The 13,061-nt window shown below is 52.9% G+C and carries 12 protein-coding genes, 1 tRNA gene and 3 pseudogenes; all 16 read left to right on the top strand.

Annotation, left to right across the window (positions count from 1 at the left end; genetic code table 11):
* Positions 1-9: 9 nt before the first annotated feature.
* A tRNA-Leu gene (locus GKIL_RS06400) sits at positions 10-90 on the top strand.
* A 22-nt stretch (positions 91-112) separates the two neighbouring features.
* On the top strand, positions 113-676 hold the full coding sequence (locus GKIL_RS06395) for a Uma2 family endonuclease (protein ID WP_023172652.1): 564 nt from the start codon (positions 113-115) through the stop codon (positions 674-676).
* A 102-nt stretch (positions 677-778) separates the two neighbouring features.
* A complete protein-coding gene (locus tag GKIL_RS06390; protein WP_023172651.1) occupies positions 779-1,942 on the top strand; it encodes a Gfo/Idh/MocA family protein in 1,164 nt (387 codons plus the stop codon).
* Between the two features lie 297 nt (positions 1,943-2,239).
* Complete coding sequence (locus tag GKIL_RS22400; protein ID WP_023172650.1) at positions 2,240-2,644, top strand: hypothetical protein; 405 nt, start codon at positions 2,240-2,242, stop codon at positions 2,642-2,644.
* Positions 2,645-2,668: 24 nt separating this feature from the next.
* The gene (locus GKIL_RS06380; protein ID WP_023172649.1) at positions 2,669-4,936 is read left to right on the top strand and encodes a hypothetical protein; all 2,268 of its coding nucleotides are present in this window, start codon (positions 2,669-2,671) and stop codon (positions 4,934-4,936) included.
* Between the two features lie 11 nt (positions 4,937-4,947).
* Positions 4,948-5,754, top strand: a complete 807-nt coding sequence (locus GKIL_RS06375; RefSeq protein WP_023172648.1) for a hypothetical protein — start codon at positions 4,948-4,950, stop codon at positions 5,752-5,754.
* 67 nt (positions 5,755-5,821) lie between these two features.
* Positions 5,822-6,208 carry a hypothetical protein gene (locus tag GKIL_RS06370; RefSeq protein ID WP_144080337.1) on the top strand — a complete coding sequence of 129 codons (387 nt, stop codon included), beginning with the start codon at positions 5,822-5,824 and terminating at the stop codon, positions 6,206-6,208.
* A 58-nt stretch (positions 6,209-6,266) separates the two neighbouring features.
* A pseudogene (locus tag GKIL_RS23430) lies at positions 6,267-7,066 on the top strand (IS5 family transposase).
* A gap of 106 nt (positions 7,067-7,172) precedes the next feature.
* Positions 7,173-7,907: a restriction endonuclease subunit S gene (locus GKIL_RS06355; RefSeq protein ID WP_144080335.1), complete on the top strand. Its 735-nt coding sequence runs from the start codon at positions 7,173-7,175 to the stop codon at positions 7,905-7,907.
* Between the two features lie 16 nt (positions 7,908-7,923).
* Positions 7,924-8,154 carry a hypothetical protein gene (locus GKIL_RS06350; protein ID WP_023172643.1) on the top strand — a complete coding sequence of 77 codons (231 nt, stop codon included), beginning with the start codon at positions 7,924-7,926 and terminating at the stop codon, positions 8,152-8,154.
* A pseudogene (locus GKIL_RS25860) lies at positions 8,151-8,421 on the top strand (ParE family toxin-like protein). The gene GKIL_RS06350 and the pseudogene GKIL_RS25860 overlap by 4 nt, the downstream one beginning before the upstream one ends.
* 120 nt (positions 8,422-8,541) lie before the next feature.
* Entirely contained in the window at positions 8,542-11,412 is a 2,871-nt protein-coding gene (locus GKIL_RS06345) for a type I restriction endonuclease subunit R (RefSeq protein WP_023172641.1), read from the top strand.
* Positions 11,409-11,762 carry a M48 metallopeptidase family protein gene (locus tag GKIL_RS06340; RefSeq protein WP_023172640.1) on the top strand — a complete coding sequence of 118 codons (354 nt, stop codon included), beginning with the start codon at positions 11,409-11,411 and terminating at the stop codon, positions 11,760-11,762. The genes GKIL_RS06345 and GKIL_RS06340 overlap by 4 nt, the downstream gene beginning before the upstream one ends.
* A gap of 250 nt (positions 11,763-12,012) precedes the next feature.
* The gene (locus GKIL_RS23420; RefSeq protein ID WP_023172639.1) at positions 12,013-12,237 is read left to right on the top strand and encodes a hypothetical protein; all 225 of its coding nucleotides are present in this window, start codon (positions 12,013-12,015) and stop codon (positions 12,235-12,237) included.
* On the top strand, positions 12,234-12,638 hold the full coding sequence (gene vapC / locus GKIL_RS23415; RefSeq protein WP_023172638.1) for a type II toxin-antitoxin system tRNA(fMet)-specific endonuclease VapC: 405 nt from the start codon (positions 12,234-12,236) through the stop codon (positions 12,636-12,638). Before GKIL_RS23420 ends, vapC begins: the two co-directional genes overlap by 4 nt.
* Before the next feature lie 38 nt (positions 12,639-12,676).
* Positions 12,677-13,057 (top strand): annotated as a pseudogene (locus GKIL_RS06335) (Uma2 family endonuclease); the annotation flags it as partial.
* Positions 13,058-13,061: the final 4 nt, after the last annotated feature.

The following is a 13,061-nucleotide window of genomic DNA, read 5'->3' as shown; positions in this document are numbered from 1 at the left end:
GACACACCTGCCGGTGTGGCGAAATGGTAGACGCAAACGACTCAAAATCGTTCGCCGAAAGGCATGTCAGTTCGACTCTGACCACCGGCATCTCCTTTCAACTCTTGCCAGGATGAATGTTCCAGCGACTACGCCTATCGCCCTGGAAGAATTTTTGAAGCTTCCAGAAACAGAACCTGCCAGCGAATACATAGACGGCGAGATCGTCCACAAACCGATACCCAAAGGAAGACACAGCCGTCTGCAGGCCAAACTCTGCGCAGCGATTAACCGGGTAGCAGAAGCACAGCAGATTGCTTCTGCTTTTCCCGAGTTGAGATGCACCTTTGGCGACCGCTCGATTGTGCCCGACGTTGCGATATTTCTGTGGCAGCACATCCCTTTTATTGTTGTGGACGAAGTGCCCGATAACTTCGAGCTGCCTCCGGATTGGACAATTGAAATTCTCTCCCCAGAACAGAACGTTAACAAGGTAATCGGCAACATCCTCCACTGCCTGAATTACGACGCTCGTCTGGGTTGGCTGGTCGATCCGGACGGTCTGAGCATCCTGGCGTTCGCACGCGATCGACAACCTGTGCTGCTACGGGGAGACGAAATGTTGCCGGTTTTGCCAGAAATTGAGCTTGCCCTGACAGCCAATGAGGTTTTTGGCTGGCTCAAGATGACAAGATGAGCAGTTGAAGGTGCTGATCTGGCCTTGGGTGAGATCCGTCCTGGGCAGGAGGAGCAGGGCACAACCCGGCCTCTAGCCTGGACCCAAAGCCGGGAGCGGGCGATGCAGAGACAGAGTAGAGAGTGGACGCGGCGCGGGTTGTTGTACGGCGTGGGCGGCGGTTTTTTGATCGGACAGCAGCTGGTTCAGGCGGCAGCGGCCCAGCAACCGGTCCCCAAGCAAAAAGCTGAGAACGCACCGTTTCCGCCGGAGCGCCGCTTAGGTTGGGCCGTCGTGGGATTGGGCAAATTTGCCCTCAACCAGATTTTGCCGTCGTTCGCCGAATGCAAGCGCTCGAAACTGGTGGCCTTAGTGAGCGGCACGCCCGATAAGGCCCGCCAGGTAGCAAGCCAGTACGGCGTCGAGCCGGGCAACATCTACGACTATCAAAATTTCGATGCGATCCAGAGCAATCCGGCGATCGATGTCGTCTATGTAATCGTCCCCAATGCCCTGCATCCAGAATTTACGGTGCGAGCGGCGCGGGCAGGTAAGCATGTGATGTGCGAGAAGCCAATGGCCCCTACCCCAGCCGAGTGCGAACGGATGATCGCCGAGTGCCGCCGGGCAAACCGCAAGTTGATGATCGCCTACCGCGCCCAGTACGACCCTTTCAACCGCACTGCGATCGAGATGGTCCGCAAGGGTGAGCTGGGAAAGCTCAAGCTCATCGTCGCCGACCACGGACGCATCCTCGATCCTGCCGATCCCGCCGATCGCTGGCGGATGGACAAGAAACTGGCGGGGGGCGGTTCACTGGTCGATATTGGCATCTACAGCCTCAATGCCACCCGCTACCTCACAGGCGAGGAGCCGGTAGCGGTGAGTGCAATGGTTTACAGTCCTGTAGGCGATCCCCGCTTTCAGCAAGTCGAGGAGACAGTGAGTTTCCTGCTGCGCTTTCCTTCTGGAACCCAGGCCACTTGCACCTCCAGCTACGGCTGTGCGGAGGTGAAGCGCTACCGGGTCTTCGGCGATAAAGCCTTTTTAGACCTCGACCCGGCCACCGACTACGAGCGGCACCGGCTGGTGGTGGGCGACAAACAGGGCGAACAAGAAAAGCAAATCCCGAACCAGAACCAGTTTGCCCTTGAGATCGATCACCTCTCCGAGTGCATCGCCGAAGAGCGCGAACCGCACACACCCGGCGCAGAAGGACTGCGCGACGTGCGCATTATGCAGGCTATCTACGAAGCGGCGGCCTCCGGTCAAACTATCCGCCTGTAGCGCAGATACACTATCGGCAAAATGACACTCCGCAAAAACCTGTACATGCTCTGAATGTTTGTGTTGAAGCACTAGATTTAGGTATCAACTTGTCCAATCATTGGAATTCATCCGTTGGGAGGATTTTCATCCTGGGATGAGTGACACTTCATTCTTTCTGATAAATTTGCAACAGCCATAGTTCCTGTCCAGCACTCTCTCTTTGTCTTGTTGCGCATTTGCCCCACATGATGTGCCGCGCCTATCCCGTGGTTCACTTCCAACCCGTCCAGCAACCCCTTCACCCGCAACACTCTCATGCCCGAAGATATCTTCCCTTCAGAGCCGCCAGAAGCAGACGAGAACAAGCCGCCGCCTTCGGAAGGCAACGAAGACACCGAAGAGCAAGATTTTCAGCCAGAGGAATCTAGCGAGGACGAAGACGAAGAGGAGGACGATGGCCCTGGGACAACTTTCGACGAAGAAACCGACTTTGAGGCTTTCGATGATCCTGCTGACTGGCAGGAAGACAACGAGCAAGATGAGTCGCAACAAATAGATCTCGATGACCCGTTTGTGCAAGATGGGCTCTCCGGCTTCGATCAGCAGACCTTTGGTGGCGCTTCTGAAGTCGCAGCGGCGGACAACGGCTATTCAGTGACAGACTTTGCTGCGAACTGGGGTTGTACCGACAACTCTGAGATAGGCACCGATCCCAACTAGCTGGACCCCAACCAGTTCAATCAGGTGCCGCTGCTGGCCTGGCCTGAAGACTATGACTTTGAGGCGGTAGCACAGGCTGAAAGCGACGCGCAGAGCGTGACCGAGACCGAGGCCGAGTTACAGGAGAGCCTGGAGGAAGAACAGCAGCCAGAGGTGCCCGACAGTCCGTTCCAGATAGAAGCCGCTGAGAATACTCCCGATTCGACACAGCAAGAGGACGGCAGTAACCCGATCTTGCTACAACCAGAGTCACTTTCCTCCGAACAGCCTGCTTCTGCTGATTTTCCTACTGATTTTGCCAACCGCTTTCCTTCCAGCTTTGTGCCCGACTCCGGTGCCGCTCCAATGGCAGAGCCTTTCTCATGGCCGTCCGCACCGCCCGCCTTGGGCGAGTTGCCGGTTCTGGCTTTGGGAGGAGAAACGCTGACTGGAAAAGCCGCCCTTCCCGAAAACCCATCACAGCCGGCGGCTGGCGAAAGGAGCGAGCCGCAGGACACAGCCGAGGAAGAGGCCAAATCCCAGAAAGCCACTTCTGAGCAACAAACCCCGCCAGAAGAAGACGCCGACGAACAATCAAACCAGCAGGACGAGCAGGACCAGGACGAACAAGAAGAGCCGGATGCGGACGAACAGGATGATCAGGACGAGCAAGATCTAGACAATCAACAGCCAGACGAGCAGGCGGGCCAAGACGAGCAAGACTCAGAAGAGCAACAGCCAGAAGACCAGGAAGAGCAGGAGCCGCAAGATGAGCAGGATCTAGAAGCACAAGCGCCAGAAGACCAGGAAGATCAAGACGAGCAGCAGAACCAGGAAGATCAAAGTCAGGACAATCAAGACCAGCAGTCAGACAAACAAGACCAGAACGATCAGGACAATCAGCAGGAATCGGACACCTCCCCGGATGAGCAAGCAGATACTACCGATCCCTCAGATGCCGACTCCCAACAAAGCAATGAGCAGCTCCCTCCGTCAGATGCTGAGCAAGAGCAAAGCGAGGAACCATCCAATCCACCGGACAGCCAGAACTCAGAGCAGACCAGCGAGCCTGCCACGCCCGCTACAGGCGACGGCACTGGGGCTTCTCCTTCAGGACTACCAGCCGCTGCCGCCACCATCGGCCCAGCCAATAGCACTAATCGAGCGGCCCCCTTCAATCTCGAAGTCTCAGAAACCCAGATTCTCAAACCCACTGACCCCAATCAGCCGACTCTGAGCACTGACCCCAGCCTGCCGCTCAACGCCAGTACCCCCTTCAACACCGAAGCTGCTACCCAGGCAACGCAGGACTGGACAAAACCTGAAACTGAGCAAAATCAAAATCCCCTGGGCAGCGTGTTTGGCACGATCAACCAGTTCGAGCAGGGAGCACTGTACGGTTATCTCACCAGTGCTGACCCCAACTGGTCTCAAATTCTTTCGCGCAACGATCAAGGCACAGGAGCGTATCAGTTTGGCGAAGTATTAGGTGACATCGCTGCCAGTGTGCAGGGCATCTCAGAAATGGCCTTTGGCGGAGGACTGGGAGGCGGGGGAGCAGCAATTGCTTTTGGTGGTTCAGAGACTGTAGTGGCGATACCTGCGGGAGCAGCCCTGGCAGCCGAGGGGGCAGGCATCTTCAAAAACGGCTGGGACATCTACAATCAGGCAAAGCAAAACCTTGAGGAAGATCTACAAAAACCTCAGGTCTATGAAGCACGAGTTAGAAATGAAAGCTATGTACGTCCAGGAGCGGTACCTGGGCCAGATGGTAAGTACCAGAACGAGGATGTTTACGATCCGCAAACAAGACAACTCGCCAAAGACAACAACATGCCATTTGATGAGGCAAGCGTCCTCAAGGAGACGCTTGACAGTCCGTCTGTGCCTCCCGATGGGAAGAAGTATATTGGAGAGGCAGAAATAGCGAGAGTATTTGGTCGCAGGAGAAATGAAATGCCTGCACCAGAGTTTATGGTCGAAAGAAATGATGGCAAGTTCATAGCCGCAGAGGTCAAAAACCAAAAAACTCCAGATATTGGTCATATACTTCAAAAATTTGAAGCAGTAGCCCAGAGCATCAAAGATGGTGAAGGATTAAAGAAAAACGCAATAGGGGAATTCGACATTTATGTGCGCAAAGGCTACTCATCATTCAGCGATAGAAGCTATAGTGTCGATGCGAATGGTCAATTAATGCGAGCAAATGCTTCTGGAAAGCTGGAACCAGTAGTTATTGATGGCGTGCCTGTTCGGGTTAAAGAAAGAGATTTTGTGCCTCAAGAGCAAGTGCATTGGAACCCCCATAAGTAGAGGAGGAACGAGTGGGACTAGAGGTAGAATTCGCCGTAAAATTTGCAACCGACTCTAATATTTTAGAGTTGTCGAAAACTCTACTTCACACTTTCAAAGATAGCAGGCTCTTCGACTATCTAGTACGAATAGAGGTTAGAAAAGATGAGTATATCGCGTATCTTAAGCCTGACCTTAGGCTAGAGAAAATAGTTAATATCGATCAAGCTGAGCAAATAATGCTCGACTATTGCCAGCAGTGCGATCAAGAGAAGATTATGATCGTACTTTGGTGGTCCGCTAAGCGTTATGGAAAATCAAAAATTGGTGGTATTGTAGAAAGTCCTAATAGGGCTATTATTAACATTGTCGGAAAAGATTTTTACTTTCCATCGGCTCATAATAATCAAGCTAATTTGGTTTATGAAGTGGGAGATGCAAAAGACTACACTTGGTACATTTACGGAGATGAAGTCGCTAGTAAAAATCTTGAAGAGCTGCTCAAAGAAATACGATTAATCGCCGATGCAGGCGCACTGTCTATAAAGTGCGTAGACATGGAGTCCTCTGGCGATCCCAGACGAAATTATCTTTGCTTCCATCGCCATCTTGACAGCTATATAGAAGATATCAAGTCTTTTTATCCGATAGCAGACATCGAGTCAATATCCGAAGATGACTTGTTGAATGCTGTTTTGCAAAGTGAGGACATTGACTTTGTAGAAGCAGAAGCTGGTTTGGTTATCTATCATAAAAAGTTTGTGACAGCCAACCTTACACAGTTTTATGAAAAATTAGCATTGATTGTTTCTGCAGACCATAACGGAAAGCAAAACTAGCTTCTCAAAGACAGCAGAACATGGATCTCAAATTTAACGGGTATACTCTGATTAGAAAGAGGATGCCGTGGTTCAAATAAGTACTCTGGCATTTTGTGCTCAAGCAGAGGATGCGGTTCAGTTGTACCTGCAAATGCTTCGTAGACTGCTAGAAAACGGAGAAATAGGAGAGGTTCGACTTTATAAAAATGACGTACAAGACATGGAATTGATTGATAGCGACGCTTTCCTCTTATCTGCTGATAGAATCCTGAAGGACATCACAGAATCGAACAAGAAGCTAACTGTTCGGCATGGATATAAGACGATCGTCAATACTTACTATGGCTTTGGCAATACTTACTGCGGGCGACATTACGGAATGGGTTTTGAGTTTTTAGAAAGGGGAAGAACTTTCATATCAACCACTATCACTGATCTAGTAGAAGCTCGACAAAATGCTATTGAGCCTTAGAGCTTGTTTATAAAGATAGGAAGGAGCTATAGTCTACGCAGATAATTACCCTGTGCCGATGTCTCGCAAGCCCTATCCAACCGATCTCACTGACCAAGAGTGGAACTGCATTGCTCCGCTGTTGCCAGCCGCGAAGTTTGGCGGCCACCCGCGCACGACCGACTTGCGCGAGGTGCTCAACGCCATCTTCTACCTCAACCGCACCGGTTGCCAATGGCGGATGTTGCCCAGTGAGTTCCCGGCCTGGCAGACGGTCTACGCTTACTTTGCCCGCTGGAGAAATAAAGGCGTCTGGGAGGCGATCAACCGCACTCTCAGGCAGCGGGTGCGCCTGCAGGCCGGGCGGGAGGCGGACCCCAGCTTGGCCTTACTCGACAGCCAGTCAGTCAAGAGCACAGAAAAAGGGGCTTCGAGACGGGCTACGACGGCAACAAAAAGCTCAAGGGCCGCAAGCGCCATATCGCCGTAGACAGCCTTGGCTTGCTCCTGTTTGTCTTTGTGCATGCGGCCAACATCCATGACAGCCAGGGAGCAGTGGGGGTGCTGATGGGCATGAAAGACCAGCAACCACGCCTTTTGACGGTGATGGCCGACCAAGGCTATCAGGGGCCTTTAGGTGAGGCAATCGAGCGGGTCTGTGGCTGGAAGCTGCAAATCGTTGAAAAGCAGGGCAAGGGTTTTGTGGTGCAGCGCCAACGATGGGTGGTGGAGCGGACGTTTGGTTGGCTAGGTCGCTGTCGTCGTTTGAGTAAAGATTATGAGCAATGGCCGGAGACGCATGAAGCGATGGTGTACGTGTCGATGATCCGACTGATGCTCAAGCGCTTGCACCCACCAAAATCTGAAGCGACTTTATAAACAAGCTCTGAATGTTACTATTCCTTCTTATCAGGAACAAAACGTAATTACTTTTGTGCTTCAGGTAATTCAGAAAACTCTCAAGGCTCGTCAACATGAATTAACGTTGGAAAAAGAGCGCAAGGCAGCTCTCATGCAACACCTATTCACCTACGGCACTCGCAGCGAGCCTACGAAGCAGACGGAGGTTGGTGAGATTCCTGAGAGTTGGCAGCTTGCTCCACTCAAGTCAATCGCACGTTTGCTTAGTGGAGGTACACCCTCTAAGGAGCGCCTTGATTGGTGGAAGGGTAATATTCCCTGGATCAGTCCTAAAGATTTGAAAAAGCCTCGGCTGAATAATGTTGAGGACTATATTACTCATGAGGCGTTGAATAATGGTTCTTGCTTAGCACCTGCTAAGACTATTTTTATAGTTGTTAGAGGCATGGTGCTTGCCAAAGATATTCCACTCGCGATTGCAGAAATTCCTATGGCCTTCAATCAAGATCTCAAAGGTATGAGCGTAAATCCTGGATATAATCCTGAGTACATTTATAGAGCGGTCGTGTGGCGCAAGTCTAGTCTTTCTAGAGCTATTGGCACTTCCGCGCATGGGACCAAACGCTTAGATACTTCTGCAATTGAAGAGCTTGTACTCCCTATGCCTATAAATCTGAAGGAACAAGATGCTATTTCAATGATCTTGACTGCTGCAGAAATGAAAGCTACTACACTCGAAAAGGAAATAGCTATTTTACAAGAATTCTTTAAGGCGATGCTCGAAGAACTGATGACTGGTCAGCTCTCCGCATTACCTCTAATCGATGAAAACGCTCTTGCTCACAACATCCCAGGATAAAAAATTGTGTGCTGCTATGACTGAATTACTCGAACAAGTGATCGCTCAACTAAAGACATTGCCCGCTGACGAACAGGATGCAATTGCTGCTCGTCTCCTTGCCGAGTTGGAAGATGAACAACACTGGAAGGCGCAATTCAAAGCTACGACAGATAGCCAGTGGGACCGGCTCTCGGAGCTTGTTCGCCAGGAAATTGTAGACGGCGATGTTGCTCCTCTAAGTGACCTTTTCCCGCCTGGGTCGTGAAATCCAGCACTACGAGGGCATTTCGCAGACGGCTTGCTGAGTTACCTGAATCGGTTCGGGAACAGGCGGTCAGAGCTTATGCACTCTGGCAATCGGATCCATACCACAACAGCATCCAATTCAAGTGCGTCAGCTAGCGTCAACCTATCTACATCGGCTCGCATCGGCCTGAACTACCGTGCCCTCGGTTTACTGGAGGAGGATCACATCTATTGGTTCTGGATTGGCTCTCACGCCGAATATGACGAATTGCTTCAGCGGCTATAGCGCATAGGACCAGCGAACACCGTTCCTTGATACCGAACGAGGGGCCACCGGGCAGGTTGGGTTTTGGGAGAACTCAACGGCCAGTTACAATACATTCCTCTACTGTAGGGGAGGCCCAGCATGTCAGAACGTTCTGCCGTCCAGAACCCGATGCTGCTGTACGCCAGTGGGATCGGTTGGGAGTATGTCGCTCCGGAGCGTGCCCTGGCACTGCGGGGTGGGAGTGCGGGGCTCTACTTCAACAACATCCTGGAGGAACAACTGCTGCGCCTCAATCCCAATGTGGTTGACGCTGCCAGGGCGGCGGACATTCTGCGGCAGTTGACGCTGCTCAGGCCCACCATCGAGGGCAACCGCGACGCGCTCACCTGGCTGCGCGGCGAGCAGTCGGTCTTTGTACCCGGCGAGCGGCGGGAGCGCAACGTCAGGCTCATCGACTTCGATGGGCTTGAGAACAACGTCTTTCAGGTCACTGAGGAATGGCGGCAGCAGGGCGTGGCTTTTAATAACCGGGCCGATGTCGTCTTTCTCATCAACGGCATCCCCGTGGCTGTGGCCGAGACCAAGGCCAGCAGCAAGCCCAACGCCGTGGCCGAGGGGATAGACCAGATTCGTCGCTATCACAATGAGACGCCCGAGATGTTCACGGCGGCCCAGGTGTTCGAGGTGACGCAGCTGTGGGACTTCTACTATGGCGTTACCTGGAATACGGTTCGCAAGAATCTCTTCAACTGGAAGGAGGAGATCCAGGGCGATTATGAGCGCAAGGTCAAAGCGTTCTTCAGCCGGAGCCGCTTCTTGAAGCTGTTGCACGACCACATTCTTTTTCTGACCAGCGACGACCAACTGCTCAAGATCATTCTGCGTCAGCACCAGGTTAAAGCCGTCGAAAGGGTGATCGAGCGAGTACAAGATCCGGTAAAGCGGCGCGGGCTTATCTGGCACACCCAGGGCAGCGGCAAGACCCTCACGATGATCACCATTGCCGCTCAGTTGCTGCGCGATGTGCCGGGCACCGAGAAGGCGACGGTGCTGATGCTCGTGGACCGCAACGAACTGGAGACCCAACTGTTCAAGAACATCTCCGCCTACGGCATCGGTGCTGTGAAGGTTGCTCAGAACAAGAACGACCTCAAGCAGATCCTTGCAAGCGACCACCGGGGGCTGGTGGTGTCGATGATCCACAAGTTCGACGACATCCCGGCTGCAATCAATCCTCGTACAGGAGTGGTCGTCCTGGTGGACGAGGCACACCGCACGACCGGGGGCGATCTTGGCAACTATTTGATGGCAGCGCTACCGAATGCCACCTATATCGGTTTTACCGGTACGCCTATCGACCGGCTGGCAAGTGGCAAGGGGACATTCAAGGTCTTCGGCTGCGACGACGAACAGGGCTATCTCGACAAATATTCGATCCGCGAATCGATCGAGGATGGCACGACGCTGAAGCTCAACTACACCCTCGCCCCCTCCGAGTTGCGGGTGGAGCGGGAGACACTCGAACAGCAATTTTTGAACCTGGCGGACACCGAGGGGGTAAGCGACATCGAAGAACTCAACGCTGTGCTGGATCGAGCAGTCGTCCTCAAGGAGATGATGAAAGCACCCAGCCGCATAGAACAGATCGCCGCCCACGTCGCTCAACATTTTCGGGAGAACGTCGAGCGGATGGGCTTCAAGGCGTTCCTGGTGGCGGTGGACCGCGAAGCCTGCGTCCTCTATAAAGAAGCCCTCGACAAGCACCTGCCGCCCGAGTGGTCCGTGGCCGTCTATTCCTCCCTGCACAACGATCCGCCCAAACTCAGGCAGTACGCCCTCTCCCCGGAAGCCGAGAAGCAGGTCCGCCGGGACTTCATCAAGAAGGACTCCCTGCCGAAGATCTTGATCGTCACCGAAAAACTGCTCACCGGGTACGACGCACCTATCTTGTACTGTCTGTACCTCGACAAGCCCATGCGCGATCACGTCCTGCTGCAGACCATCGCCCGCGTCAACCGGCCCTACGAGGACGAGAACAACCAGCCAAAATCTTACGGCTTTGTGCTCGACTTTGTGGGCATCTTCGAGCGGTTAGAAAGGGCTCTGGCCTTCGACCCCGAGACCGTAGCCACAGCTATCCAAAATATCGACGTTCTCAAGCATCTGTTCACGACCCTGATGAGCGAAGCGGCCCCAAAATACCTGTCACTTACCAGAGGCTGGAACGATAAAGCCAGGGAGCGGGCCATCGAGCACTTTCTGGAGGTGCGCGTCCGCGAGGAGTTTTTCAAGTTCTTCAAGCAGGTCCAGTCGTTGTACGACATTCTCTCCCCGGATGCCTTTCTCAGACCCTTCATCGACGACTACCAGGCTCTGGCAGAGCTGTACGCCGAGATTCGCAACGCCTATTCAACTGATCCGTACATCGACAAAGAACTCACCCGCAAGACGATGGACCTGCTGCGGCAGGGAACCGCCGTCTCCAATCTCGCCACTCCCGCTACGATCTATGAACTGGGACCGGCGGAATTAGCGGCCATCAAGGATGGCAATGCCTCGGATACCGCCAAGGTGCTCAACCTGCGCAAGCTGCTGGCGGCAAAGGTGGCTGCGGAGAGCCAGGCCAAGCCCTTCTTGCTGTCTATAGGTGAAAGGGCGGAGGAAGTCGTCCTGAAGTTTGAGGACCGGCAACTGACCACCCAGCAGGCTCTCGAAGAGTTCGAGCGGCTGGCCCGCGAATATATCGAGGCGGACGCCGAGCGTCGGCGTCTGGCGGTGGACGAAAACACCTACGCTATCTACACCGCGTTGAATTTGGTGGTACCAGATTTGACGGTGGCCCAGGCAGAGCGCATTAATGAGCTATTCAAGGCGTACCCGGACTACCTGTGGAACGAATCAGAAAAGGCCAAGCTGCGCGCCGAACTGTACAAGAACCTGCGAACGCTCGCCGGTCCTTCAAAGATGATTCACCTGGCCAACACTTTGCTCAAACTGCAGCGCGTATGAGCCCGACTACAGCAATTCCGGTTTCACGGTCCGATCGCTGGTACGACCACGAAGATTTGCGCTGGGCCGCCAGACATTGGGCAGTGCGTATCGGAGTCAAAGTAAAACAGATCCACCTGCGGCAGATGTCGAACAAGTGGGCCTCCATCTCGACAGCCGGACGCCTGACCCTCAATACGGAACTGCTGCCATTGCCGAGAGAACTCGGTGAGTTCGTGATCGTTCACGAGCTGGTTCATCTGCTGGTACCAAATCACGGTAGGGTCTTTAAGAGTTTCATGTTTGCCTACCTGCCTGACTGGGAAGAGCGGGCTGCCAGACTGCAGCAGAGCACTCACCCAAACTCTTAAAAGATTGCAGACCAGACTACAGTTGGTTTGGTCAAAGTTGACCTCGACCAAGCAAGAGCAACAGCAACACCAATGGACTAGCTAAACCAGCTATAATTGCGCATGAGGCGATGAATGAGCTGGAACTCGTATCGGAAAACTGCACGAAATTTCAATTGAGTTGGGAAAGGAGATTGAGAAAGTCGAGGCGTGATCATTCTCGTTTATCGCTGATGCAAATTATGAGATATTCCAGACCCGAGGAGCAAACATGCACAGTATTCAAAGAAAACTTCATATTGGCAGTGACGGTCTTCTAAAAGTTCATCTGCCGGAGGCCCGAAACATGGATGTCGATGTTGTGATTGTCTATCGTACTAGTACGATAGAACAAGTCGAAGAGGCACCTCCTGCACAGTTTTATGGTTGCATTCAGGATGAGACTTTCCTGAGACAACCTCAAAATGCACAACCTGAGCGTGAATCTTTGGAATGAAATATCTTCTTGACACGAATATTTGCATTATTTACCTAAAGGGTAAAAACTCAAACCTGCAGCTAAAACTCAATGCGACTCCTGCTGAAGAGCTGGCCGTATGCTCGGTAGTCAAGGCAGAACTATCCTTTGGTGCTATGAAGAGTACCTATCCAGAACGAAACTTCAGGCTACAACAGGCATTCTTAGAGCAGTTTATATCATTACCCTTCGACGATCTTGCAGCTTTTACCTTTGGTATAGTCCGAGCAGAACTGGAATCAAAGGGCACTCCAATTGGAGCCTACGATGTGCAGATCGCAGCTATTGCTTTGGCAAACAATTTGACATTGATAACACATAATGTCCGCGAATTTAATCGAGTAAGCAATTTAAGACTCGAAGATTGGGAAGCGGACTGAAATTCTGGCTAAGCTGGGGGGTGAGCGCAGGATAAGCGATGATTTCTCTGTACGATCCGAAGGGATTTCTGCCGGCAGCGGAGGAGCTGCCCGATTCGGACGGTGCCCCGGTGGACAACGAACTGCAGAATTTGCTGCCCAATCTGCTGCTCACTTTGTTGGGCTGGATCTGGAAAGACCGCCGCGACTGGTTCTTTGCTGTCGATATGGGCGTCTACTACCATCCCGACGAGCCGCCGATGGTGCCGGACGGTTTTTTGAGCCTCGGTATGGAGCGCAATCCACCGGAACTGGAAGACGGGCGGCTGAGCTACGTCCTCTGGGAAGAGAACGGTGCGATTCCAGCGCTGTTTCTGGAGGTTGTCTCAGAGAGCAGGGGCGGGGAGCACTCCAAAAAAAAGCGCGATTATGCAGCGTTAGCAG

This window comes from Gloeobacter kilaueensis JS1 (assembly GCF_000484535.1).
GTDB lineage: Bacteria > Cyanobacteriota > Cyanobacteriia > Gloeobacterales > Gloeobacteraceae > Gloeobacter > Gloeobacter kilaueensis.
This window is presented reverse-complemented; position numbering and strand designations above follow the sequence as displayed.

Coding starts and splice junctions, on each gene's coding strand:
- GKIL_RS22400 (WP_023172650.1), top strand. CDS start 2,240: ATGCCCGAAGATATCTTCCCTTCAGAGCCGCCAGAAGCAGACGAGAAC.
- vapC (WP_023172638.1), top strand. CDS start 12,234: ATGAAATATCTTCTTGACACGAATATTTGCATTATTTACCTAAAGGGT.
- GKIL_RS06395 (WP_023172652.1), top strand. CDS start 113: ATGAATGTTCCAGCGACTACGCCTATCGCCCTGGAAGAATTTTTGAAG.
- GKIL_RS23420 (WP_023172639.1), top strand. CDS start 12,013: ATGCACAGTATTCAAAGAAAACTTCATATTGGCAGTGACGGTCTTCTA.
- GKIL_RS06340 (WP_023172640.1), top strand. CDS start 11,409: ATGAGCCCGACTACAGCAATTCCGGTTTCACGGTCCGATCGCTGGTAC.
- GKIL_RS06345 (WP_023172641.1), top strand. CDS start 8,542: ATGTCAGAACGTTCTGCCGTCCAGAACCCGATGCTGCTGTACGCCAGT.
- GKIL_RS06390 (WP_023172651.1), top strand. CDS start 779: ATGCAGAGACAGAGTAGAGAGTGGACGCGGCGCGGGTTGTTGTACGGC.
- GKIL_RS06350 (WP_023172643.1), top strand. CDS start 7,924: ATGACTGAATTACTCGAACAAGTGATCGCTCAACTAAAGACATTGCCC.